This window comes from Kribbella caucasensis (genome assembly GCF_004361855.1).
Taxonomy (GTDB): Bacteria; Actinomycetota; Actinomycetes; order Propionibacteriales; family Kribbellaceae; genus Kribbella; species Kribbella caucasensis.
Window position 1 is genome coordinate 119,144 of record NZ_SNWQ01000006.1, and the last position, 25,537, is coordinate 144,680.

At 67.7% G+C, this 25,537-nt stretch carries 18 protein-coding genes; 6 read left to right on the forward strand and 12 right to left on the reverse strand.

Going from position 1 to position 25,537, the window contains the following annotated elements:
* Positions 1 to 89 precede the first annotated feature (89 nt).
* The 5 genes from EV643_RS14230 to EV643_RS14250 all read left to right on the forward strand — a co-directional run bounded on the left by EV643_RS14230 (position 90) and on the right by EV643_RS14250 (position 6,511).
* Positions 90 to 1,712: an extracellular solute-binding protein gene (locus EV643_RS14230; RefSeq protein ID WP_133800535.1), complete on the forward strand. Its 1,623-nt coding sequence runs from the start codon at positions 90 to 92 to the stop codon at positions 1,710 to 1,712.
* On the forward strand, positions 1,713 to 2,654 hold the full coding sequence (locus EV643_RS14235) for an ABC transporter permease subunit (protein ID WP_133800536.1): 942 nt from the start codon (positions 1,713 to 1,715) through the stop codon (positions 2,652 to 2,654). It abuts the gene before it with no gap.
* Positions 2,651 to 3,550, forward strand: coding sequence for a carbohydrate ABC transporter permease (locus tag EV643_RS14240; protein ID WP_238165582.1), 900 nt, complete (start codon positions 2,651 to 2,653; stop codon positions 3,548 to 3,550). The genes EV643_RS14235 and EV643_RS14240 overlap by 4 nt, the downstream gene beginning before the upstream one ends.
* A gap of 97 nt (positions 3,551 to 3,647) precedes the next feature.
* Positions 3,648 to 4,436: a phosphatase PAP2 family protein gene (locus EV643_RS14245; protein ID WP_133800537.1), complete on the forward strand. Its 789-nt coding sequence runs from the start codon at positions 3,648 to 3,650 to the stop codon at positions 4,434 to 4,436.
* A 47-nt stretch (positions 4,437 to 4,483) separates the two neighbouring features.
* Positions 4,484 to 6,511, forward strand: coding sequence for a HelD family protein (locus EV643_RS14250; RefSeq protein ID WP_133800538.1), 2,028 nt, complete (start codon positions 4,484 to 4,486; stop codon positions 6,509 to 6,511).
* A gap of 519 nt (positions 6,512 to 7,030) precedes the next feature.
* On the opposite strand, the gene EV643_RS14255 is transcribed toward EV643_RS14250, so the two are convergent.
* The 6 genes from EV643_RS14255 to EV643_RS14280 all read right to left on the reverse strand — a co-directional run bounded on the left by EV643_RS14255 (position 7,031) and on the right by EV643_RS14280 (position 17,482).
* Positions 7,031 to 8,542 (reverse strand): hypothetical protein, encoded by a 1,512-nt coding sequence (locus EV643_RS14255; protein WP_133800539.1) that lies wholly within the window; start codon positions 8,540 to 8,542, stop codon positions 7,031 to 7,033.
* The gene (locus EV643_RS14260) at positions 8,539 to 9,546 is read right to left on the reverse strand and encodes a hypothetical protein (RefSeq protein WP_133800540.1); all 1,008 of its coding nucleotides are present in this window, start codon (positions 9,544 to 9,546) and stop codon (positions 8,539 to 8,541) included. The genes EV643_RS14255 and EV643_RS14260 overlap by 4 nt, the downstream gene beginning before the upstream one ends.
* A gap of 35 nt (positions 9,547 to 9,581) precedes the next feature.
* A complete protein-coding gene (locus tag EV643_RS44845; protein WP_202869552.1) occupies positions 9,582 to 12,380 on the reverse strand; it encodes an alpha-L-fucosidase in 2,799 nt (932 codons plus the stop codon).
* Positions 12,381 to 12,448: 68 nt separating this feature from the next.
* Complete coding sequence (locus EV643_RS14270; protein ID WP_133800541.1) at positions 12,449 to 15,148, reverse strand: family 20 glycosylhydrolase; 2,700 nt, start codon at positions 15,146 to 15,148, stop codon at positions 12,449 to 12,451.
* Positions 15,149 to 15,209: 61 nt separating this feature from the next.
* Positions 15,210 to 16,121 carry a MurR/RpiR family transcriptional regulator gene (locus tag EV643_RS14275; protein ID WP_133800542.1) on the reverse strand — a complete coding sequence of 304 codons (912 nt, stop codon included), beginning with the start codon at positions 16,119 to 16,121 and terminating at the stop codon, positions 15,210 to 15,212.
* A gap of 179 nt (positions 16,122 to 16,300) precedes the next feature.
* Entirely contained in the window at positions 16,301 to 17,482 is a 1,182-nt protein-coding gene (locus EV643_RS14280; protein ID WP_133800543.1) for an MFS transporter, read from the reverse strand.
* Between the two features lie 80 nt (positions 17,483 to 17,562).
* Here EV643_RS14280 and EV643_RS14285 point away from each other — a divergent pair, with 80 nt between their 5' ends.
* Positions 17,563 to 17,886, forward strand: coding sequence for an ArsR/SmtB family transcription factor (locus EV643_RS14285; protein WP_133800544.1), 324 nt, complete (start codon positions 17,563 to 17,565; stop codon positions 17,884 to 17,886).
* 26 nt (positions 17,887 to 17,912) lie between these two features.
* On the opposite strand, the gene EV643_RS14290 is transcribed toward EV643_RS14285, so the two are convergent.
* The 6 genes from EV643_RS14290 to EV643_RS14315 all read right to left on the reverse strand — a co-directional run bounded on the left by EV643_RS14290 (position 17,913) and on the right by EV643_RS14315 (position 25,501).
* A complete protein-coding gene (locus EV643_RS14290; RefSeq protein WP_133800545.1) occupies positions 17,913 to 20,516 on the reverse strand; it encodes a golvesin C-terminal-like domain-containing protein in 2,604 nt (867 codons plus the stop codon).
* 74 nt (positions 20,517 to 20,590) lie between these two features.
* A complete protein-coding gene (locus tag EV643_RS14295; protein WP_133800546.1) occupies positions 20,591 to 21,463 on the reverse strand; it encodes an SMP-30/gluconolactonase/LRE family protein in 873 nt (290 codons plus the stop codon).
* Positions 21,447 to 22,277: a carbohydrate ABC transporter permease gene (locus EV643_RS14300; protein WP_133800547.1), complete on the reverse strand. Its 831-nt coding sequence runs from the start codon at positions 22,275 to 22,277 to the stop codon at positions 21,447 to 21,449. Before EV643_RS14300 ends, EV643_RS14295 begins: the two co-directional genes overlap by 17 nt.
* Positions 22,274 to 23,239, reverse strand: coding sequence for a carbohydrate ABC transporter permease (locus tag EV643_RS14305; protein WP_133800548.1), 966 nt, complete (start codon positions 23,237 to 23,239; stop codon positions 22,274 to 22,276). Before EV643_RS14305 ends, EV643_RS14300 begins: the two co-directional genes overlap by 4 nt.
* A gap of 4 nt (positions 23,240 to 23,243) precedes the next feature.
* The gene (locus EV643_RS14310; RefSeq protein ID WP_133800549.1) at positions 23,244 to 24,689 is read right to left on the reverse strand and encodes an ABC transporter substrate-binding protein; all 1,446 of its coding nucleotides are present in this window, start codon (positions 24,687 to 24,689) and stop codon (positions 23,244 to 23,246) included.
* Between the two features lie 2 nt (positions 24,690 to 24,691).
* Positions 24,692 to 25,501 carry an IclR family transcriptional regulator gene (locus tag EV643_RS14315; protein ID WP_133800550.1) on the reverse strand — a complete coding sequence of 270 codons (810 nt, stop codon included), beginning with the start codon at positions 25,499 to 25,501 and terminating at the stop codon, positions 24,692 to 24,694.
* Between the last annotated feature and the right edge of the window lie 36 nt (positions 25,502 to 25,537).

Genomic DNA, 25,537 nt, shown 5'->3' on the forward strand with positions numbered 1-25,537 from the left:
GTCAGGCATTGTCTTCAATCAGTACTTCCCCGCAACTAGTTTCCAGTCCCCCGCTGGAAGCGCCGGCACTCCCCTGGAAGTGAGGCCTCATGCCTGTCAGCAGAAGAACGTTCCTCGGCGGTGGACTGGCGGCCGCCGCTGTCGCGGTCACCGGCACGCCGTTGTTGGCCGGCTGCGCGTCCGACAAGAAGAACTCGGCCGCGGTCAACGCGGCGGTCAAGCTGCCGACGTACCAGAAGTACGGCGCGATCAAGCCGGACCTGCCCGGAAACGACGCGGTCCTGGACGCCTTCCTGAAGTACCCGGCCAATCCGGTCAAGGCGATCACCGACAAGCCCGGCGACGGGCAGCCGATTTCCTTCATCACCAACATCCCGGGCGCGATCCCGCCGGCGGCCGACAACAACCAGTTCTGGCAGGCCGTGAACGAGCGGCTCGGCTCCGAACTGCAGATCAGCATGGCGTCGAACGACGAGTACCCGGACAAGCTCGCGACCCGGATCGCCGGCGGAGATCTCCCCGACATCATCAACATCCCGCCGACCACGGTGCAGATCCCCGGTCTGCTCAAGGCCAAGGCGATGGACCTGACCGAGCAGCTGTCCGGCGACGGGGTGCTGAAGTACCCGTTCCTGGCGAACATCCCGACGGTGTACTGGAAGGGCTGCGTCTTCAACGGCGCGATCTACGGCGTACCGGTGCCGCGCGGGATGTCCCGAACCACGCTGCCGCTGTACCGGGCGGATCTGCTGGCGGCCAAGGGGATCAAGGACCCGGCGCCGAAGAACTTCGAGGAGTTCCTCGCCCTGGCCCAGGAGATGACCGCGGCCAAGGAGAACAAGTGGGCCTGGACCAAGCCGCCGCTGCCGTACATCCGGCAGATGATCGGCCTGCCCAACCAGTGGAAGGAAGAGGGCGGCAAGTTCACCTCGTTCTACGAGGCGGAAGGCTCTTCGGAGGCGCTCGAGGCCGGGCGGAAGATGGTCGAGGCCGGCGTGGTCAACCCGGACACGTTCAGCGCGAAGGCGAGCGCTCGCAAGCAGTGGTTCAACGGTGGCATCGCTTCGTTCGACATCGACAGCTTCGTGGCCTGGAACCAGTACTACGCCGACAACACCGCGGGTGACGCGTTCTCGGTGAACATGCTCGACGTGCCAGGTTTCGACGGGGGACAGGGCAAGCCGTGGATGGGCTCGGCGCTGAACAACGTCACCGCGTTCAGCAAGGACAGCAAGCACTCGGTCGAGACGCTGCTCAAGATCGCCAACTGGATGGCCGCGCCGTTCGGCACCGAGGAGTACCTGTTCCGCAAGTACGGCCTCGAAGGACGGCACTACACGCTGAACGGAACGGACCCCACGCCGACCAAGACGGGAGTGGTGGAGACCGGGATCGGTCTGCAGTACATCAGCGACTCGGCACTGGCGCTGTACTGGGCCGGCAAGCCCGACGTACCGCAGAGGCAGCACGCCATCCAGGAGAAGATCGCGGACCGGCTCGTGTACGACGCGTCGTACGGGCTGTACTCGGAGACCTTGTCGAAGGACGGGGCGCGCCTCACCAAGCAGATGACCGACCTGGAGAACGAGATCATGTCGGGCAACAAGCCGGTGTCCGACTGGGCGCCCGCGGTGAAGAACTGGCTGTCGTCCGGCGGCGAGAAGATCCGCGGCGAGCTCCAGCAGGCCTTCACCGCCACGTCAGGGAAGTAGATGCTGCAGCGTTCCAAGACGCGCACACAGCAGCTGAGCCTCGGCCGGCGGTTGCTCCGCGATCGGGTGCTGCTGCTGTTCGCGTTGCCCGGTACGGCGCTGATCGTGGCGTTCCACTATCTGCCGCTGCTGGGCAACGTGATCGCCTTCAAGGACTACCAGCCGTTCCTCGGCATCGGCGGCAGCGACTGGGTCGGCTGGGAGAACTTCGCGGTCATCTTCAACGGCGACCCGGCGTTCCTCCGGGCATTGAAGAACACGCTGATCCTGACCAGCCTGCAGTCGGTGTTCGTGTTCCCGGCGCCGATCCTGCTGGCCCTGCTGCTGAACTCGTTGTTCTCCGAGCGGATCAAGCGGATCGCGCAGAGCATCCTCTATCTGCCGCACTTCATGTCCTGGGTGATTGTGGTCGCGTTGTTCCAGCAGATGCTGGGCGGGAGTGGGTTGCTGAACAACTACCTGCGCTCACACGACCTGGCCACGCTCGACATCATCGGGAACTCCGAGCTGTTCCACGTGCTGCTGACCTCGCAGATCATCTGGAAGGACACCGGCTGGGCGACGATCCTGTTCCTCGCCGCGCTCTCCCAGATCGACTCGCAGCTCTACGAGGCGACGAGTGTGGATGGCGCGAGCCGGATGAAGCAGCTGTGGCACGTCACGCTGCCGGGGTTGCGCGGGATCATCATCCTGCTGTTCATCCTGCGGCTGGGTGACTCGCTGACCGTCGGGTTCGAGCAGATCATCCTGCAGCAGGCCGCGGTGGGTCGCGACATCAGCGAGGTACTGGACACGTACGTCTACAACAACGGCGTGATCGCCGGCGCCTGGGGCGTCGCGGCCGCGGTCGGCCTGGTGAAGGGGATCGTCGGCGTGATCCTGGTGCTGGCGGCGAACAAGGTCGCGCACATCTTCGGGGAGCAGGGAGTCTACAGCCGGTGACGCGGACAGTGCAGCGCAGACTCGTGAACGGCGTACCCATGCCGGGCTGGCCGATGCGGATCTTCAAAGGCCTTGTTCTGCTGGTGTTCTGCGCGGCGGTGATCGTCCCGTTCGTCGGGGTGATCTCGACCAGCGTCGCGCCGAACAAGCAGATCAACGAGTCCGGCGGCCTGGTGCTGTTCCCCGACTCGGTGAACTTCAACGCGTACAAGTCGTTGTTCGCCGGTGGGGTGGTGACCCAGGCGCTGTTCGTCAGCGTCTTCGTCACCGTCGTGGGCACGCTGCTCAGCCTGACGGTGTCCTGCCTGCTCGCCTACGCGCTGGCCCGGCCGGGGTTCTCGGCCGGGCGGCCGATCCTGCTGGTGGTGCTGTTCAGCATGCTGTTCTCGCCCGGCATCATCCCGACCTACCTGGTGGTCAAGGGGGCCGGACTACTGGACAGCATCTGGGCGCTGATCGTGCCGACGATGGTCAGCGCGTTCAACGTGATCGTGTTGCGGGCGTTCTTCATGAACCTGCCGAACGAGATCACCGAGAGCGCCCGGATCGACGGGGCGGGTGAGCTGAAGACCTTCGCCTACATCGTGATGCCGCTGTCCAAGGCGGTGCTGTCGGTGATCGGCCTGTTCTACGCGGTGGCGTACTGGAACGCCTTCTTCTCGGCCCTGCTCTACCTGAACGACAGCAAGCTCTGGCCGCTGCAACTGGTCTTGCGGACATACGTCATCAACGACACCCAGCTGGGCAGCGCCGAACTGGGGACCGAGTTGCTGCCGCCGCAGGCATCGATCCAGATGGCCATCCTGGTGATCTCGATCGTGCCGATCCTGCTCGTCTACCCGTTCCTGCAGCGGCACTTCGCCAAGGGCGTGCTGACCGGCGCCGTGAAGGGGTGATCGGCTGGTCGCGGAGCGTGGCTAGGGGGTTGCCCAGGGCAACACCAGGGTTAAACCTGGGGCGATCCGGAGGCAGCGTCCGGTACCGTCGAATGGCATGGGGATACAGGCGCTGGAGCGGGTGGGGCAGGTTCGGAAGCGCGTCCCGGTGGGGGCGGGGTTCTGGCGGGTGGTCCGAGAAGTAGTCCTGCTCGCCACGCTCTTCCTCGTCTACACCGTCGGCCGGCAGATCGCCGCGAAGCACACCGGCTCGGCCTTCGATCACGCTGGCGAGGTGCTTTCACTCCAACGTTGGTTGCACCTCCCCGACGAGGCCGCGATCCAGCACGCCGCCCTGCAACTCCCCCATCTGGTCGAGCGCGCGAACCTGTACTACGCCGTCGTGCACGCGCCGCTCACGGCCGGCGTGCTCCTCTGGCTCAGCATCTGGCGGCCGCAGGCGTATCCGCGGGTCCGCTGGACGATGGTCTCGGTGACCGGACTCGCACTGATCGGGCACATCGCGTTCCCGCTCGCGCCGCCGCGGATGATGCCCGGTTTCGTCGACACCGGACTGCGGTTCGGCCAGTCGGTGTACGGGCCGGACATGTCCAGTGGACCGGCGAACCAGTTCGCGGCGATGCCGAGCCTGCACGTCGGCTGGGCCGCCCTGGTCGCGGTGTCGATGATCCTGATCACCCGGACCAAGTGGCGCTGGTTGTGGCTCGCGCATCCGATCATCACGTTCGCGGTAGTGGTCGTCACAGCGAACCACTACTGGATGGACGGCATCGTCGTACTGATCCTGCTGGCGGCCAGCCTGCCGTTGCTGCTCCGTCCCGGGCTACGCGACGACGCCCGGCCGCATGCGCGTAATTCGGTTTCGCCGCGTCGGGTCCTCAAGTAACGTAGCGGGGCTCCCTCGACCGTCGACCGCTTTGCGGAGGTCTTGCCATGTCTGCTGAAAGGCCCCCTGATATCTCCGACGAAACCCTGCAAACCGAGCGAGACTATCTCCGTACGTCGCGTGCCGCGCTGGCCGTGATGCGGGAGAAGACCGGCGCGCTGGAGATCCACAGCGCCGACCGGGTGAACACCGAGTTCCTCAAGGCCGCGATCTGGCGGCGGATGAAGGAGCTCGAGGACGATCCCGAGGTCCCGCTGTTCTTCGGCCGGCTGGACTACCTCGAACCCGCCGAGGAGACCTTCCACATCGGCCGCCGGCACGTGAACGACACCGAGGGCGAACCGCTGGTGGTGGACTGGCGAGCAGACATCTCGGTGCCGTTCTACCGGGCCAGCAAGACCGAGCCGATGGGCGTCGGCAGCCGCCGCCGGTTCGGGTTCACGCACGGCGAGCTGACCGCCTTCGAGGACGAGGACCTGACCGCTCCCGGGGTCACCGATCAGCACAGCGACATCCTGGACGCGGAGATCGAGCGGCCAAGATCCGGGCCGATGCGCGACATCGTGGCGACGATCCAGCCCGAGCAGGACGTGATCGTCCGGGCAGGGGTCGACGACACGATCTGCGTCCAGGGTGCGCCGGGGACGGGGAAGACCGCGGTCGGCCTGCACCGCGCGGCGTACCTGCTCTATGCGTACCGTGACCAGCTCAGCCGGGCCGGTGTGCTGGTGGTCGGCCCGAACGCGAGCTTCCTGCGCTACATCGGCGATGTGCTCCCCGCGCTCGGCGAGATCGAGGCGAAGCAGACCACCGTCGAGGAACTCGTCGCCCGCGTGAAGATCACCGGGCCCGGCCCGGCCGCGGTCGACGTACTCAAGGGTGACGCGCGGATGGCGCAGGTGCTGCACCGCGCGGTCTGGTCCCAGGTCCAGTTGCCGAAGGAAGCCCTGGTCGCCCCGCGCGGATCGCATCGCTGGCGCGTCCCGGCGTACGAGACCGAGGAACTGGTCAACGAGCTCCGCACCCGCGGTATCCGGTACGGCGCCGGTCGCGGGATGCTGCCGCAACGGCTCGCGCACGCGGTACTGCTGCGGATGGAGGCGGCCGGGGACTCCCCCGACGACCGAGTTCAGGACGCCGTGGCTCGGAGCCGCCCGGTCAAGCAGTACGCCGATGCGCTGTGGCCGGCCGTGGATCCGGTCAAGCTGGTGTTCCGGTTGTTCACCGACGCCGAGTGGCTCGCCGAGCACGCCGACGGGATCCTCAGCGACGCGGAGCAGGCCTTGTTGCTGTGGGACAAGGCGCCGCGGTCGGCCGGGGCGGCGAAGTGGTCCGTCGCGGATGCCACCTTGATCGACGAAGTGGCCGACCTGGTGGATCGCACGCCGAGCCTCGGACACGTCGTACTGGACGAGGCGCAGGACCTGTCGGCGATGCAACTGCGGGCGGTCGGGCGGCGGTGTTCGACGGGATCGATGACCGTGCTCGGCGACATCGCACAGGGGACCACGCCGTGGGCGACGCCGTCGTGGGACGAGGCGCTGACGCATCTCGGGAAGACGGGCGCGCACACCGAGGAACTGACCGCCGGCTTCCGCGTCCCCGGCCAGGTGATCGAGTACGCCGCCCGCTTGCTGCCCGTGATCGCGCCCCACCTGACCCCGCCGACCGCAGTACGGCGTGCTCGCGGTGAACTGGCGATCACCCAGGTCCCCGACAGCCTCGCAGCGGCCCTGTCCGTCCTGGACGAGGTGACCACGCGCCCCGGATCGATCGGCCTCATCGTGCCGGACGCATTGGTCCCGAACACCCGAAAAGCCTTGCAGCACAAGGGAATCCCCTTCGCCATCCTGGGCGACGAAGACGACGTCGACGCGCACCTCGACGTAGTCCCCGCCAGCCTGGCCAAGGGCCTCGAGTTCGACCACGTAATCCTGGTCGAACCAGCCGCCATCGTCTCCGGCGAAGCCGATGAACGCACCGGCCTGCGCCGCCTCTACGTCTGCCTGACCCGCGCAGTCACCTCCCTGGCCGTCCTCCACACCGACAACCTCCCCGCCGTACTCAGCAGCTAGCCCGACTTGAGCAAACAAAACCGGGACCTTGACCAACAACGCGGGACCTCGAACATGTCGTGCCTAGTCCACGGTCCCCGTTTCTTGTTCAAGGTCAGGGCTATCGCACGCACACCTGGTGTCGATGATCCGCCTGGTGAGACGGCTCGGGTCTGGGACCGTAAGACGGTGACTTTTGGCGCAGAGGGTATGTGGCCATTTGTTGCCGTGCTGCGGAGTTGGTGGGTTTTCGCGGTGCCGGTCGGGCGCTGGAAAGGCGATCGCGTGTGCTGGTGAACCGGGGAATCACCTGGCCCTTGTCGCCACACCTCCCGGCGGCTCCGCGACAGCCGCGTCCCACCCCGACCAGCACCCTCAAGCAGCCGGAGACGCCAACCACACCAGCCCCGCCCCCGCGCAACCGCCCCCTGCAAGGGCTTGAACAACAACGCGGGACCTTGAACATGTCGTGCCTTGTTCACGGTCCCCGCTTCTTGTTCAAGGTCAGGGGGAGGGGTAGGGGGCGGGAAGCGGATGGGGTTAGAACCCGCGCGAACCGCCTGAGCGGCGGGAGGAGCGGCGGCTGGAGCCGCCGCCGCTGGAGCGGGTGCGGGAGGACCAGGAGCTGCGGCGCCTGGAGGACCCGGACGACCAACCACTGTCCGTACTGTCACCGGACGAAGCAGACCAACTCCCGACCGAGCTACCCACGTCGGAGCTGAAGCGACGGAAGCGGGCACCGGGCCGGCGGGAGTGCCACCGCGCTCGCATCTGCTCCCCCGCACGCCGGGCGTCGTCGTCAGGGAACCACCAGCGGCGCCCATCGCCCTGTGACCAGTAACCGTCAATGTAGGAGGCCAGCTCTTCCCCCAAGGTCCAATACGGCCGGGGCCGATCCCGGACCGTGACCATGCGGATGTCGGGTTCCTGGTCGGCGCCGACCCGCGCGGCGCACGCGGCACAGACCTGCACCGACCGCTCGGCACCACGCTCGGGCGTCCAGTCCGTCGACGTCGTACTCGGACCATGCCGAGGATCGAAGAAACAGGGCGGTGTCGGTTCCGGCATCGGCTGACCAGCACGCAACGCATCCAGACAGAGCAGGCCGTAACGCGCCGAGCCCAGCAGCGTCGCCACTGCCTCGGTGTCGGCGTCCCCATTGACCTTGTCGAGCCGGTGCCGGGCCTTCTCGACAGCGTCGAGCACGTCCTTGGACAGCTTCGACTGCTGCGGGTCGGGCGTCGTCGGCAACGCGGAGACCTGCTCCGACAGCGCGATGATCTCCTCCGTGAGCAGCGGCCGGGACACCTCCAGGTGCGCCTTCTCCTCGGCCCGGCGAGTCCGTCGCGCACCCAGCGCGGTCACACCCCACCAGAGCCCGGCCAGCCCGGCAGCACCACCGGCCCACGGCGCCGCATCGACATAGAACGGCTTGTCGACCACCTGTGCTCGCGCGATGAACCGGGCGAGCATCTCGTCGTACTCCGGCGCACAGCAGTCGACAGCCTGGTCCACCGCATCACCCACGTAGTACGTCGGCCCCTTGTCCGCCCGCTGCACCGCGTGGAGGCCGCGCCCTTCGGACTGCGAGTCGGCGTCAACCAGTACGGCGTACACGCCCTCCACGCCAACCCGGTCGTACAGCTGATCGGCGATCTCCTCGCCCTCCCAAGCGAGCCGGGTGAGGTAGACGCCGTCCGGAGCCGTGTCGATCTCCTCGGCCGGGATCACCGCGATCCGGATCGGCGCGGCGGCCGTCTTGGCCGCCTGGTCCAGCCGCTCGGCTTCGGTGGCAGTGAGGTTCTTGACCGCCGCGGGATCCACCCAGAGGCCGGGATCACCGAGCTTGGCGGCCACCTCGTCCATGTACCGCGCGGCGGCGGCCTCCTTCTCCCGCCGGTCAGCGCGCAGGTCCGGCGGGGTGTAGCGGAAGGTCGGTCGCGTAGAAGCAGTGGTGGGCGCAGGGGTAGGAGTAGGCGTTGCAGCGTGAGCCGACATTGTGAAAGCACCGGTCAGGGCAAGAACTGCAAGCAGCTGGAAGTAGTACTTCACTTGGTACCTCCCGAGAGTCTGGTCTGGCATGCGGCACAGACAGGGATCTCCCGGGACTTCCCGCCCGGCGGGGTGTACATCCAGTCGGTCACGGACGTCCCGTGCGCTGGGTCGAAGAAACAGAGCGCGCGCCTCGGCGGTGTCGGCGTACCGGCAACGAGCGCTTGCGCACAGGCCAATCGCCAGCGCCTGTACTCGACCGTCGCGCGCACCTCGCGCAGCTGCTCGTCACTGAGCTCACCGTCGACCACCCGGCCTGCGTCCGCATACGCGTCGAGCGCCGCCTGCACATCCGCCCCCGTGTCCACGCCGTCCAGACGCACATCCGCAGTGTCCAGTTCCTCGCCGAACCGCGTGACGTCCTCCCGCGCGAGAGCCCGCCGCTCATCCACCGTGTCCGCTTCATCCGGCAACACCTTGTACGACGGCCGATACAGCGCAGGCCCCTCGTCCTTCCCGGGTCGCCCCCTCCACCACCGCAACCCGAACCACCCACCGACAAGCAGCACGAGCACAACCAACCCGGGCCACACCCACCCCGGTACGCCGCCACCGGGCGACCCCTGTACGTCCAGCTCATCCAGTACGCCGTCCAGCAACCCCACCGGATCCGACCGGCTGTGCTCGTCCAGTTCGTCGGTCAGGATCCCCGCGAGCGGCGTATCCACCCCGACCGCACTCCCCCAGGTGATCGCCCCGCCGAAGACGACGAGGTAGATCCCGTCCTCCTTCTGCAGGTCCACCACCTGGTCGACGTACGCGCGCGCAGCCTGCTCCCGCGAACCGGTCGACCCGAGCGCCGCGGCCGGGACAACGGCGATGTGGATCGCCGGATCGTGCCTCTCAGCCCGTTCGGCCAACCGGGCGGCCTCCTCGACCGGCACCAGTGACCGCTGCGACGGCTCGACGTACACCGGGCTCGAGTTCCAGCCGTCGACCACTGCCGCCGGATCGCCCGGGGACACAGCAGACGTGAGCAGCAAGAGCCCAGCCAGAAGACGCATGGGCGCTAGCCTGCCGCATCCCCGGCTCAGCCCCGCTAGTACACGGATAGCGTGGCGAGCCGCACCAGGCCGCGCGACTGGGTGATCCGCACCCGCAGCTCATCCGCCACAACCGGACTGTCGAGCGCCAGGATCCGCTTGTGCCCGACCGTGCCGAAGGCCACCACCTGCCTCCAGTCGCCACCGGCCTCCCGTGCCTCGACGACACCACTCTCCACCTGCTGACCGAACCGGATGTCCTCGCCGAGCGCGACCCGCCGTACCGTCGTACGGGCAGGCAACCGCACCGACAGAGTGCCCCCAGCCGGCGTCACCCAAGCGGTGTCAAGTTCGCCATCCACCGCCGCCCGCGGATTCGACCCGTCACCACTGACCCGTGCACCCCGTGCCAAGTCGCGCGGCATGTCGGCAGCCAACTGCGCACGCCACTCGGCGAGCCGCGTGACATCCCGGGCGTCGAACCGGCCAGTCCGATCAGGCGGAATGTTCATCAGCAGCACGGAGTTCCGCCCGACCGACTTGTAGTAGATGTCAGCAAGCTGTTCAACCGACCGCGGCTCCTGCTCAGCGTGGTGGAACCAGCCCTCCCGGATCGACACGTCCGACTCCGCAGGCCACCAGGCGAGCCGGGTGGCTCCGGCGTCCCGTCCGGCCAGCAGTGCCTTCCGGCTGCCCTGATCGGCAGCCGCATACCCCAGCGCGTACTCCGGTGCGCCGTTCGCCTTGGTGATCGTCGGTACGACGCTGAACTCGTCCGGCCGGGCCAGACCCGACTCGTTGCCCACCCACCGCACATCCGGACCACTCACCGCGATCGTCGCCTGCGGGGCCAGCTCACGGATCAGCTCGTACCAGCTCGGGAAGTCGTACGTCTCCACCTTGTCCGGCGGGATCCGCCCCTGCGCACCGTCGAACCACACCTCGTCCACCGGCCCGTACTCGGTCAGCAGCTCGTACAACTGATTCAGCATGTAGGCGCCGTAGTCCGACGCGGTCAGCGTGTACGCCGGGAGGTCGCGGCCGGTCCGGTCGTCGCCGGGGACCAGGGTCGGGATCGTCCGCGGGGTGTGCGCACTGCCGTTCGCGTAGACGCCGTCGAGGTACTGGTTCTCGTCGGCCGGTGACATGTAGAAGCCGACCTTCAGCCCGTACCTGCGCATCGACGTGGCGAACGCCCGGACCACATCGCCCTTGCCGTCCAGCCACGAGCTCGCCGCGACGCTGTGGTCGCTGTACCGGGACGGGTAGAGGAGGAAGCCGTCGTGGTGCTTCACGGTCAGGATGGCGAGCTTGAACCCGGAGTCGCGTAGCGTGCGGGCCCACTGGTCGGTGTCCAGACCGGTCGGCTGGAACAGGTTCGGGTCCTCGTCACCGTGGCCCCACTCCAGTCCGGTGAAGGTGTTCACGCCGAAGTGCAGGAACGCGGTCTGCTCCATCCGCTGCCACGCCACCTGTCGCGGCTCCGGCCGGATCGCCGACGCCTTGGCCACCAACGAGGTCACGCACTCCCCCGTCTCGACCGGCATAGACTGCGCGGGCTTCAGCCGACCCACCACACACGGCAACGCCCGCAGCACCTGCACATCCGCCGGCGGCTTACCGAGGAAGGCACTCACCCCGATCCCGTACGCCGTACCGCGCGCACCGAACAACCACCGCACCTCACCGTTTCGCGCAGTCGGTGCAACAGTCCGCCGTACTGCGACCTCGGCGGGCCTGGTCAGCACAGTGACGGCCCCATCTGGTTCCACGGCCAGCCCGAGGTATTGGTACCGCACGCCTTCCTTCACAGACGCAGGCGGGAACTCGACGCGGGTCGTCTCACCGCCGGTCTTCAGCTCCACCGCATGATTGCCAACAGCAACAAGCTGGGCAAGGCCAAGCAGGTCGATCAGGTTGGTACCAGCTTGGAGCAAATCAGGTGACACGACCGTCTCCGCCAGGACACCGCTGTCTTCACTCAATCCCGATGCATCCCAGGTGATTCCGGTGCTCGCGTCGTTGAGTCGCAGTCGACCGGGCTCGGCGACTGTCCCGCCGGAAACCACCGGAGCGGGATCGGCCTTCTCGCCAAGGGCCAACTGGTAGGTGCCACCGGCACCGACCGCGCCCTCGAAGCCGACACTGACCTTCGCGGTCGACACCACCGGCCGCGCGAGCCGCAGATCGGCCGGATTGAACGCCCCGCTGAACGACGCCAGCCGCACCTGCCGCACCGAACCGGCCAGCCCGCGCTGCAACGCCGACGGGTGCACCTCGTTGCCGATCCCGATCTCCGCACCAGCGGTGGGATGCCACGTCGCGGCCCCATTGGAACTCACCGCCGCCGGCAACTGCTGACCGTCGAGGAACGCATGCAGCGTCGCGCCTCCACCACCGACCTCGTACGCAAGAGCCAGCACGTGCTGCTCGCCCGCCGACGGCACCGGCACGGTCTGCACGACGTCGCGCCACTCACCGCCGACCTCGGTGCTGAAGCCGTACTGCAAACTGCTGCCGGTGTAGCGCCCGAAGATCGCACCACCGATCGCGACCACAGTCGCCAGGTTCCCCTGGGTGGCAGTCGCCGGCGTGTACGCGGCCTCGATCAGGAACGACCGCTCCACGTCACCACCACTCAGCGGCGTCCCCGGCTGGAAGACCGCACCGTCGAGCCCACCCGCAAGGACCAGACCACGCGCAGGATCGAGCGACTCGGCACCGGTACGACGGGTGACGGTGCCGCCCATCACCTCACCCGTGGCAGCGGTGTAGGTGTTCCCACTGGAGAAGGACCCACCGAACGAGACGTCCAGCACGTCAGGATCAGCCGCGTCGGCCGGCACAATGCTCACCGCACCGATCGCAAGGCCGAGGGCGAGCAATACGGAAGCAGGTCGGTGTCCACGCATGACATCCTCACTCACTTCGCGTCGACGGTGATCTCGGCGGCCGTGCCGAACGGGTTCCCACTCGCCTCGCTGAGCTGCACCAGCCGCAGGTACCGCGCGGTGGTCGCCTGGATCGGCACCCACTTCGCGTCCGGGCTGTTCGCGAACGTCCCCTTCGCCACCGGCTTACCCCAGTTCGTGCCGTCGGCGCTGAGGTAGATCTCGTAGTCGGCGATCCGGCCGTTCGTCGCGCCCTGCCGGGTCAGGTAGGTGATCGCGCACACCGACTTCGAGGCACCGAGGTCGAGCTGGATCTCATGCGGTGGCGGGGTCTGCTTGGCGTACCACTCGGTGTGCCAGAAGGTCGCCGGATTCCCGTCGATCGCGTTGGTCGCAGGGCCGTTCTCGCCGATGGTCTCCTCGCTGTCGACGAACGTGACCGCGACCGGGCTACTCGCCGCCGTTACGCAACTCAGTCGTACGGCGGCGGTGGTGGCAAGCTCGTGCGTCGATCTGGCCTGCTCAAAGTTTGCGGTGGCGCCGAGAGCGGCCGTCCCGGCCGGAGCCTCGGCGGGTGGCGTTGCGGTGAAGGCCATGGTCCGGGTCGCGCCCGCCGCGATGGTTCCGATGGTCTGGTTGCTAGGAGCAACGGTCCAGCCGGCCGGGACCGTCAGGGTAACGGTGACGCCGGTGGCCGATGCGTTGGTGGTGTTGGCGACGGTGACCGTGAGGGTTGCGGATTCGCCCGGGACCACCGTCTGACGATCCACGGCCGCCACGACCCGCAGTACGGGCTTGAGGGTTAGCGGGGTCGCCTGGTGGCCGTCGGGGAGTTGCTGGACGAGACCGCCGGTGGTGTCGAAGGTGGCGACCATGCGGGTGATGGCGTTGACCAGGGTGATGGTGTCGCGGTTCTTGGTGAGCTGCCAGCGTTGCAGGCGGTTGGTGGCGTCGCAGGTCTGCGCGGTGATCGGGGTACCGGGCTCGAGTGGGGTGTTGAGGTAGCGGGTGCCGAGCCGGGACTCGGCGCAGCGCCCGGTCGCCAGGTTGGTCAGCGTGTAGTAGCCGTCGGTCGTGGGCGTGACGTCCCAGGCCGACTCGGTGTTGCTGAGGGCGAGTTGTGACCCTTCAGCGGTATCCTTGGGGCCGAGGAATTTCTTGCCAGCGGCAACCGTGTAGGTGCCGGCCGCGATCGGCGTACGGTTGACGTTGTCGAAACCCGGTGCGCGGCCGACCGCATCGGCGCGCGCGGCGAAGTCGGCGTACGTGGCGTCCGGCTTCGGATCACCCCAGGTCGTCTGGGCGATGTAGCGGAGCGGCATCCGGACCTCGGCCTCGATCTCGTTCTCGGTGTTCCCGGAACCGTTGTCCGGCCAGAGGGTGATCTTGGCGCCGGTGATTCCGTTGCGATCGGCAACGGTCTCGCCGTCGAACTTCAGCGGCGTCCAGCCCGAGTCGAAGAGCTGCTGGGGATTGGTCTTGAACCCGCCGCGGACGTTGTAGAGCGCGTACGCCGAGTTCATCACCTGACGTCCTTCGGCCAGCAACTGACTCGGCTTCACGCCGCTGCCGAGCCAGTGCTCGACGACGATGTCGCGGTCCAGTGGGACGGTGGTGGCGCTGGTGATCCCGTCGTTCCAGATCCGCAGCGTCTTGCCCTTGGCCTTCACGTAGGCGTTGACCCGGTTGATGAAGTCGACGAACGCGTCCTGCGGTACGGCGTCCGGGCCGAACTTCTCCCGCGCATAGGCCAGCATCTGCGGATAACGCGCATAGTCGGAGCCGAGCATGTACTCGTCCGCGCCCATGTGCCAGTACGGCGTCCGGAACACCTCGAAGTACTCGTCGATCAGGTCGGTCAGGAACGTGAACGCCTCGGGCTTGGTGATGTCGAGGCGGCTGACCTGCTTCGCGCCGGTGTTGTCGGTGAGCTGCAGGTCGGGACGATTGCGGATCCACGGCTCGATGTGTCCGGGCGAGTTGATCTCGGGAACGAGGGTGAGGTGGTAGCGGTCCGCGAGCCGTTGCAGGGCGGCGATCTGGGCCTTGGTGTAGTAGCCCCACTCGACCGACTCGGGGTGGACGTCACTCTTCACTTTGAGTTCGACCCAGAGCTGGTTGAGCTTCAGGTACGCCGCGTCCTTGATCAGCCGCTCGAACCACTCGGTCGACACGTTGATCAGACAGGCGCACACACCGACCCCGCGCTCGGCGTACGACGGGACGTCGGTGACGTGGCCCGCGGGGATCGACTGGCCGGATCGGAACAGCTGCAGGACCGTTCGGGTCCCGTAGAAAGCGCCAGTGTCGGTCTTCGCGGTGATCGTGATCGTCCGGCCGACGTTCAACTCGTAGCCCTCGGCCCCTAAATCATCGCGACTCCCGTCAAGAGCAAGCGTGATGTCGCCGAGGCGTGTGGACGTGGTTTGCACAACGGGCACGCTCCGCCCGAGGAGCTCCTTCGCATCACCTGCAAAGGTGTTCGCGTCGTCGTGGACGGACGTCTGCCGGGGCTGCACGACGATCCGATTCTGCTTGCCGAGCTGGAACTGACCGGCTGCGGGCTGCCAACCCGTCAGCGCAGGTATGGCCGGCGGCGCAGCAAGGGAAGCGGAGGCGGGCGAGGCGGAGGCGGGCGGGCCGGCAGCTAGGCCGGTGCTGAGCACCAGCACGGCGGACAGGGCGGCGGCGACCCAGCGCCGATGCGAGTGATGGGGGCGGAAGAGCTTCATCGTCGGTCTCCTCGGGGCGGCGAGTGGGACGGAGTACTTGGTGGCGGGGCGGACGGAGTGCTTAGTGGCGGGGGCGGCGAGTGCGGACGGAGTGTTTGGGGCTGATTTCTTCGGTGAGGTCGATGGCGCGGGCGGCTCGGTCCGAGGTCAGCTGGGCGACGCGGATGTAGAGGCAGTCGGCGACCACCAGCTGCGAGTGCCGCGCGGCCAGACCTCCACTGCGGAAGGAGGTTTCCAGTACTGCGGTCGCCAGCACCTCGTCGGCTACCGCGGCAAGTGGCGAACGCGGGTCGCTGGTGATCGCGATGATCGTCGCGCCGCGATCGCGGGCGAGTTCGACCGGCTCGAGGACTTCGGCGGTCGCGCCCGAATGCGAGACGGCGACGACGACATCGTCACGAGTGAGCAGCGCGGCCGACGTGGCGGCACCGTGTACCTCGGACCAGGCGCGGACCTGCGCACCGATCCGGAACAGCCGCATCTCCAGCTCGGTCGCGATCGTGGAGCTGCCGCCGACGCCGTACACGTCGATCCGGGACGCCGTGGCCAGTATTTGCGCGGCCCGGTCAAGTGCGTCGAGATCGAGCTGCTCGACGGTCTGCGTGATCGCCCGGATATCGGCGTTGGCGACGACCGTGGCCACTCGCCCGACCGTGTCGTCGTCGCTGATCAGCGGGCCGAGATCGGTGCTCCAGCCCGGTACCTCGGCCCGCCCGAGCTGAGTGGCGAGCGCGATCCGCAGCTGCTGGTGACTGGTCAGCCCGAGCGCCTGGGCGAACCGCGTCACACTCGCCTGCGACACCCCGGCCCGGGCGGCCAGCGCCGCGGTCGACAGTTCCGCGGCGACGGCCGGCTCAGCCAATACGGTCTCGGCCACCTGCCGCAACGCCCCGGTCAGCCTCGGCAGAGTCGCTCGCACCCGGTCCGCGATATCGGGACCACTGGTGCTGCCAAGAGACCGGGACTCGGACATCTGAATCAACCATTCACCGATTGGGTAGATCGGTGAAACAGTGCGTCAGAGCCCGAAGCATGTCAAGAGCTAACTGCAACCCGCGCGACGCGGCTTTGGGCACGCACCAGTCGTCGTCGAAGGCGAAACGTGACCGGCCGGTGCCCAAGGTCGACCGTGGCGCGTCGGTTGGGGCTGACTCATTCCGCGAGCGCGGGAGCTTTCTCTAGGTCCTCGATTTGCTCCAGTTCGGGGTTGCGGCGGAGGACCAGGATCAGGCCGAGCACGATTACGCCGAGGACCGCGCCAATCGGCGGGAGGGCCTGGACGCCGAGGAGGTGGATGACCACCCCACCGACGATCCCGGACAGCCCCGCGCCGAGGTAGATCGCGGAGGCGTTGAGCGCGAGCAGCAGTCCGCCGCCCGAACCGAGCTCGAGCAGCAGGTTCTGCACCGGTGGGTTGAACGCCCAGGTGAATCCACTCCAGACGAACAACGCGACCGCCGCGCCGCCCACACTGACCGCGGTGACATCGAACGTGCCGACCACCACGATGAATCCGATCATGGCGACCGTCAGCGTGCTCAGGCTGCCGTAGCGGTCGGTCGCGCGTCCGCCGACCCAGTTGCCGAGCACTGCACCCAGTCCGTAGATCAGCAGCAGCACGCTGACCACTCCACCCGTCAGGTCAGCGGTCTTGTCCAGCAACGGGACGACGTAGATGTAGACACTCATCGTCGCCAGCACACCCAGCACGGTCATCGCCAGCACGATCTGCACCCGACGGTCGGCCGCCCCGGCGAACCGCTCCCGCAGACTGACCGCCGGAGGCGCATCCACCCGCGGCAGCGCAGCCCGCACCGCAACAGCAACCACGACGGCAACTGCTGCGACCAACGCGAACACCCCGCGGTACCCCAGGCTCCCCTCGAGCAGACTGCCAGCCGGTACGCCGAGAACGAGCGCGAACGTGAGTCCACCGAACACCACCGCAACAGCACGGCCACGTTCCGCCGGTGGCAGTAGGCCCGTCGCGAACAGCGTGGCAGCCGGGGTGTACGCGGCCGCACCGAAGGCGGCGACGATCCGGCCGACGATCAGCACCGGGTAGTTCGTCGCGACGGCGGCGATCACGTTGCCCAACGCGGCCATCAACAGCGCCGCGATCAGCAGAGTGCGGCGCTCCCGGCGACCCGTGAGCGAGGCCAGCAGCGGTGCGCCGACGGCGTACGAGAGGGCGAAGGCGGTGGCGAGCTGGCCGGCGGCGGTCAGTGAGACATGCAGCTCCGAGCTTACCGAGGGCAGCACGCCGGAGACGACGTACGCACTGGTGCCGACCGCGAACGCGCCGGCCGCCAGCAGGTAGATCCGTGCGGACATCAGGGGTCTCTCCAGGGGATCGAGGTTATTCGACGACGATCGTACTACGATAATCGTCGAAGTTCGATAGGCGTCGTACTATGGACACCGTGAGTTCCTCGAAACAACTGCCGCAGCCGGATCGGGACGAGATCCGCATCGACGCCGTGCTCCAGGCCCTGGGTGAGCCGGTGCGGCTGTTGATCGTCCGCACGCTCGCGGACGTGCCGGGCGGTATCGCGTGCGGTGAGCTCGACCTGCCGGTGACGGCGTCGACCCGAGCTCACCACCTCCGCACCCTGCGCGAGGCCGGCGTGCTCACCACCCACACCGACGGCACCCGGCGGATCAGCGCCCTCCGCCGCGACGACCTGGACGCCCTCTACCCCGGCCTGATCGACGGAGTCCTCGCCGCCAAGCGCTGACCCATCTGGCGGCGAGGACCTGTTCGTCAGGGAGTGACCGGGACGAACTTGGTGTAGCTGGTGCGGAGGTAGTTGAGCCCCGAGGGGTTCGAGACGGTGACATGTCCCGTGGTGCCCGCGGCGAACTGGTAGCGGCCGAGCAGGATCCACTTCATTCCGCCGGTCCGCTGATCGATGTCGATGGTCGCCGTCCCGGTCGCGTGGGTGACGGTGTAGCGCGCGGCCGCGGTGCCGTTGCTGTGGTTGGGCACCCAGGTGTAGACGTCGTACGAACCCGCACTGGGCAGATCGGGCCGCCACTCGGCGGACTTGCCAGAGCCATTGGAGGCACGGGTCCCCGAGGACAGCCAGCCAGGCACACTCGACGGCGCCCAGACTCCGGTCTCGGTGTAGCCGGAGTCGGTCTCCTTGACTCCGATGATCGACATCGGCAGCGGGGTGACCGAGACGGTCGCCGCCGCCGACTCGTTGCCGCTGAGATCGACGGCCTTGACCTCCAGGGTGTACGCCACGTTGTTCGCCAGTTCCTCTACCAGGATGCCCTGCGCAACCAGCCCGGGGTTGCCGATGTTGCCGACGGGCTCATCCACGGTCTTCAGTACCCCGTTGGTGTAGATGTTGTAGCCGAGGAGATCCAGCTCGGGGTTCTGGTTCCAGTACAGGACGGCCTCACCGTTGGCGGCCTCACCCACCAGACCGGTGGGGGTCGTCGGCGCCTGGGTGTCCACTGGCACCGGTACTGCGACCGGGGCGGACGGCGCTGACTCGTTGCCCGACCGGTCAACGGTGCTGACGGACAACTGGTACGTCTGCCCCGCGACCAACTCGTGCAGCTGGAACGATCCGCGGCGAATCGGGTTGGCGGTCTGTCGACGGCCGTCCAGGTAGACGTGGTGGCCCATCACATCCGGTCCGGTCACTGGGGTCCACTGGAGGTTGAGGACGGCGTCACCTGTTATCGGGAAGGTCTGGACGCTCTTGGTGACGTTCGTCGGGGTGGCCGGTGGAGTGGAGTCGGTGGCGGGCGATGGGATGAACTTCACCGCATCGGCACGCAGGAAGCCCACGTCTCCCACCGGTTTGCTGAGCTCGACCCACCCGGTGGAGCCGGCGGCGAACTGATGGTTGCCGAGTCGCACCCAGCGATCGACGCCTACCGACTCCGGAGGATTCACCGGGTTCGTCCCCGCGCTGCTGTTGATCAGGTAGCTCGAGCTCGCCACGCTGTCACCGGTGACCCACGCGTACACGTCGTAGCGGCCGGCTGCTGGTAGTTGCGGAGTCCAACGCGCAGTACTGGACGACGAGGATGCGTAGCGGGTGTCCGTGTCGTGCCAGCCCTTCACTGTCGTGGTGCTGGTCCACGAACCGACCTCGGAATAGCCGGTTCCACCGTTGTCGACCACCACTGTCGGCACGAACTTCACTGCATCGGCCCGGAGCGTCCCGGTCGCCCCCGCGTTGTTGACGAGCTGGACCTTTGCGCCGGTCCCCGGTGTCATCGTGTACAGACCGAGGTCGATCCACTGCTGCCCGGCCTTGGTCTGGTCAACCAGAACGTTGGTGGTGCCGCCGTCGTGGGTCACGGCGTACCGGGCCGCCGTACTGCCGCTCCTGATGAAGTCCGGGTTCCAGGCGTACACCTCGTACGACTGTGCGGTCGGCAGCGTCGGCGTCCAGGTGGCCGAGGACCCGGTGGGGGCGGCCCGGCGGGTCAGCTTGTCCTGATAGCCGTACGCGTCACCGGCGGCCGACCACGTACCGGTCTCGGCGTAGCCCGGATCACCGTTGTCCACCATGATCTCGCCCGGTGCGCTCTCACTGCTGGACTCGACCGGCCGGTAGTACCGGAAGTAGTCCCAGGTGGTCTCCCCCGGCAGGTTGTCCTCGGTCACTGGTTCGGTGTAGCCGAGGGTGGTGAGCCAGACGTTCTGCAGCGCGTGCGGACCGGGGTAGTCGAGGGTGCGGTTCAGTACGCCGTCGACGTAGAAGTTGATCTTCGACGGGAGCCACTCGTAGCCGTAGGTGTGGTACCCGTCCGCCGAGTTCGGACCGGTGTAGACGCCGCCCGGGTTGCCGATGTGCTGCGGGACGGTCCAGTGCGTGTGCTGCTGAATCGTCATCGGCGCATGCGAGTCGATCTCGAACCCGTCGATCTCGTTGAACCGGTTGTAGGGCCCCTTGTACGCCGGCGTGTCCGGCACGTAGTCAGCCAGACCCATCTGCCAGAACGCGGAGTGGAATCCCTTGTCGCCCCAGAGTTTCGCCCGGGTCTCGTAGTACCCGTAGCCGAAGGTCTTCTTCGAGATGATGCCGCCGCAGGTGTAGCCCGTGTCACCGTGTTGCTCTTTCTCCAAAGCAATGTGCATCACCCCGCCGCCGACCGTGACGTTGCCCGGGTCGTTCATGCAGATCGCCTTGGAGCCCTCGCGCTTGTACCAATCGTTCGCGTTGAGGGTGAGCCCTGGGAACTCGTCCGACCAGTCGAGCTGATAGCCGGCCGGTGCGTAGTTCGGTCCGGGCGGTGGATCGGCCGCGGCCGGCGCGGTGCCGGCGACCGCGGAGGCGGTCAAAGTCGAGGCGATCAGGGTGAGTGCGGCCAGGAATCGGACAGGGCGGCGGACGGTCATCAGACGGCTCCCAACGTTTCAGGCGTGGGACGAAGATATGACCAAGCGGTTTCGGTGTCCATAGTACGGATGCTCTATCCGCAATATGCGGCACCACGGCCCAGCCAGGGACGGGCCGGCGGGCCGGTCACCCCGACGTCGGCTGCGAACAGGTGACCGCTCCCGACCGGCGGTCGATCGAGTCCGAGCGAGGCCGTGGTGATCACCACAGTGCTGCCCTGGAAGCAGACCGCGGTCGGCCTGGGGACCGGCAGTTCGACCGTGGCCAGGAGTTCGCCCGTCGGCGCGTATCGGCGGACCTCGCTCGCATCCCAGACCGCCACCCAGACGCAGCCCTCATCGTCCAGCACCAGTCCGTCGGGATTGCCGCCGCTGATCTCGACGATGGTGGTGCGCTCGCCCGGTCTTCCGTCGTACAGGGTGATGGCTTCGAGGCGGCGGTGCGGGAGGGTGTCGACGAAGTACAGGGTGCGGCCGTCCGGGCTGAAGTCGATGCCGTTAGCAACGGTCAGGCCACCCAGCATGGTCTCGACCTCGCCGTCCACCGAGAGCCGGAACAGGGCGGCGCGGGGTGCGCGCGGAATGGCCTGTGAGCCGGCCCAGAAGCTGCCGTCCGGATGGCACGCGCCGTCGTTCAGCTGATCCTGCCCGGCGGTCAACCCGGTGACCAGCGGCGTGACGACACCGTCCTCCGCCAGGTGCGCGAACCCCTCCCGTACCGCGAGCGCCCAGCCCGCACCCGGAGCCGCCAGCGGCACTGCGACCCCTACCGGGCCACCGACCTCGTAGTCCCGCAGTACGGTCAGAACCCCGTCGGCCAGGCGGCCCCGGTGCACCCGCCCGGCCAAGATGTCGACCCAGATCAGCTCACCGGTCCTGGGATCGAGACGCGGCGATTCCCCTTGTACATAAGAGGTCGAGGAGATGCGGTCAGCTCTTGACCGCACCCGCGATCCCCTCGACGAACGTACGCTGCAGGAACAGGAAGACCACCACGATCGGGATCACGCTGATACAGGCCGCGGCCGCCAACCCGGTCCAGTCGGTGGTGTCCTGGCCGTAGAACCCGTACATGCCGACGCCGAGGGTACGCAGGTCCGGGTTCCCCAGGGTGAACACCAGCGGGATGAAGAACGCGTTCCACGCACCGATGAAGTTCATCAGCGCGACCGTGCCCATCACCGGCTTGGCCAGCGGCAGCATCACCTTCCAGTACGTCCGGAGGTACCCCGCGCCGTCCATCCGCGCCGCCTCTTCGAGTTCCTTGGGGATGCCGCTGAAGAACCCCATGAACAACAGCACCGGTACGACGAGCGCCGGGCCGGCCTGGGCCAGGGCGGCCCCGAGCAGACCGTTGCCCAGGCCAAGACCGTTCACCAGCAGGAAGGTCGGGATGATCGTGTACCCGTGCGGGATGAACATCGTCGCGATCAGCAGCCCGACCAGCACCTTCTTCCCGGGCAGGCCAGGACGCGCCAGTGCGTACCCGGCGGTCGAGGCGACGAGCAGAACCAGTACGACGACCGCGATCGAGTACGTGATCGTGTTCGCCGTGTAGGTGCTGAACTTGGCCGTCGTCCAGGCCCGGCGGAAGTTCTCCAAGGTGGCGTCGTCCGGCAGCAGCGACAGCCCACCGATCAGCATCTCCCGGGGCGTCTTGAAGGCGGCCGAGACCATCCAGACGAACGGGTAGATCCAGACCAGGCACAACGGGATCAACAGCAGGTGCCAGACGTTGCGTCGGAACGCGAGCCTGTTCATCGGCGGCCCCCGTCCAGGCGGCGTCTCAGGAAAGGTGCCTGCAGCAACGTCACGACCAGGGTCAGCAGGCCGAACACCACTCCCGCGGCCGAGGCGAACCCGTACCGCGGTGCCTGCAGCGACGGGTCGAACGCGAACCGGTAGATGTACGTCGGGACCACGTCGGTCGCGTAGTCCGGACCGCCTTCAGTGACAGCCCGGACCAGGTCGAAGGTGTTCAGACTGCGTTGGAAAACGAGCAGGAGGATGACGATCGCGATCGGCATGACCACCGGCAGGGTGACGAAGCGCAGGGCCCGCCAGAAGCCGGCGCCATCGATCTCGGCCGCCTCCTGCAGCTCCTTCGGCACGGTCTGCAGCGCCGCGAGCCAGTAGATCAAGGTGATCCCGAAGCCCTTCCAGACGTCGATCGACAACAACGTGGGCAGCGCGGTCGACGTACTGCCGAGGAAGTTGACGGGCTGATCGACCAGGCCGGTGTCGAGCAGGATGCGGTTCACCAGACCGCCGGCCGGGTCGAGCAGGATGGCGATCACGATCCCGATCACCGCGGTGGTCGCGACCACCGGCAGGAACAGGACCAGCCGGTAGAGGTTGCGGAACCGCAGCCAGCTGTTGTTCAGCAGGATCGCCAGCACCAGCGCCAACGGCAGCTCGACGAAGATGGCCGCCAGCGAGAAGACCAGCGAGTGCCAGAAGGCCCGCCAGAAGGCGTCGGCCCGCAGCACCTCGGCGAAGTTCGCGAAGCCGACCCAGTTCGACGGCGTGCCGACGCCGTCCCAGTCGAAGAACGAGTACCACCAGCTGGCCATCAACGGCCAGACGGTGAAACCACCGAACAGCAACACCATCGGCACCAGGAACAGGTAGCTCCACAGGTGTTTGCGGAACCGTCCCGGCCGGCGAGGCGTCCGCTGCGCGGCCGGGACCTTCGCGCGCGGACGCTCGACGGTCGTCGTCATGCGATCAGCCTCCCGGCCTGAAGTCCTTGAGCGGATCCCAGCCGGCGAAGGTCAGGTCCTTGGCGGAACCCTCTTGTCCCTTGGCCTTCAGCTCGGTCGAGGTCTGGTCGAGGAAAGTCTGTAGGTCGCGGTCCAGCTGTGCCGCGGCCGGGCCGAACGGCTGGTTCTTGACGATCGAGCTGACCGCGGCATCGGTGTGCTTGAGGTCAGGCTTGGCCGCCAGTGCGTCGGTGAGCGCGCGGCCGCCCTTGCTCGCCAGGGCCGGGTTCGGCGCCCGGCGCATGGTCTCCTCGGCCACAGCCAGGATCGCGGCCTGGTCGGGGTTCTTCTCCGCCTCCGCCTTCCAGGCGCTGTCCAGCGCGGTGAGCGTGCCGAACTTCTTGTAGTAGGCGTTGTGGAACGACTCCGAGGCGAGGAAGTCCATCACCTTCCAGCTCTCCGCCTTGTGCGCCGACTTGGCCGACATCGACCACAGCGGGCTGAACGACTTGCTCAGCGGAAGGTAGGCGCCCCGCCCGGCGGCCGGCACCGGCAGCCCGGTGACGCCCAGCTTGATCTCGGGGGCCAGCTTGCGGACCTCGGCGACATGCCAGGGCGGGGTCGCGTACATCGCGAGCCGGCCGGCCGCGAACTCCTTGAAGGCACGGGCGCCGTCCCAGCTCTCCCAGCCCGGCATCATCACCTTCGCGGCCTGCATCCGGCGGTGCAGTTCGACGGACTCGACCAGGCCGGGGCTCGAGGTGGCGGGTTTGCCGGTGCGGAAGTCGATGCCGGTCGCGGGGACGGAGTACGGCACGGCGGTGTCGGCCAGCATCTCGACGGCCGGCGCCTTGGCGGCGGTCGGCGCATACCCGAAGTACTTGCCCTTGCCGTCGGCCGTGACCTTGGTTGCCATCCGCTCCAGATCGGTCCAGGTCTTCGGCGGACCGTCGTACCCGGACTGCTTCAGCAGGTCCTCGTTGTAGAGGAAGACCCGCAACGTCGACCACGGCCCCCACACCAGGGGGAGGCTCATCAGCTTGCCGTCGCGGTGCAGGCCGGACGTCGCCGGATCCATCGAGCCGGCCGGGAACCGCTTCAGGAACTCAGGCGTGACGAACTCGTCGAGCGGCGCGACCCAGCCACGGGCCGCCATCCGGTCCATACCGTCGTCCTGGGCCCGGAAGATGTCCGGCGCGTTGTTCTGCTGGAACATCAGTTCGACCGCGTTCAGCTGCTGGTCGGACGGGTTCTCCAGCACCTTGACGGCGATCCCGGGGTTGGCCTTCTCGAACTCGTCGAACTGCTGCCGGTAGAACTCACTGGCGCCAGGCGGGTCCGGCACCAGCGCGACCGTGACGGTGACCTTGCCGGCGTCACCCGAGTCGGCGCTGCCGCCGACCAGGTTGCAGCCGGACAGGGCGAGCGCCACGGCACAGGTGAGCGCGATGAGAGGTGGGCGGATCTTCATGATCAGCTCCGTAGGTCGTGGCGCGCGGGCGCCGGGATCCGATGGTTGGTGGGGCCGTGATGACCCAGCTGCGAGTTGATGGCGTCGGCGGTCTCCAGTACGAGGCGGGACAGCTCCCGCTCGCGAGCGGGCAGATCGACAACGCTGGACGGGCCGGACAAGGACAGTGCGGCGACGACCTGGCCGGTCCGGTCGCGCAGGGGTGCGGCCAGGCAGGACCGGCCGAGCGACAGCTGCTCCGCCTCTGTCGAGTAGCCCTGCCAGGTGACCTGCTCGAGCTCGGAGTCCAGTACGTCGTGGTCGGTGATCGTGTGCGCGGTGTATCCGATCAACTCCCCCAGCAGGTCCCGGGGATCGGTTACACCCAGCAGCAGGCATTTGCCGAGCGCGGTGGCATGGAGCGGGTTGCGCCGTCCGGTCAACGCGAACGAACGCGGTGCGAGCTGCCCTTCGAAGTTGCACAGGTAGAACGCGTGCGGCCCACGCCGTACTGCGACGTTCGCGCCGAGCCCGGTGGCCGCCGCGAGCGACTGAGCTCGTTGCCGGGCGGCCTGGTGGACGGGATGACCGTTGACGGCCGCACCGGCCAGGGTGATCAGGTCGGCACCCAGGCGGTACTGACCGTCGTCGTCGCGTTCGACGAAGGCCGCCTGTTCGAGGGTGCCGAGGAGGCGGGAAGCGGTGGACTGTCCGAGGCCGGCCGCCTTTGCGATCTCAGCAGCCCGCAGAGGGCGGTCACCGGCGCCGGTGAACGCACGCAGGACGGCCACGGCGCGCTCGACGCTCTGGTTCGTTCCTGCCTCGGCAGCCACTGGTTCTGAATCCTTTACCTCGAACGATGGACGCTG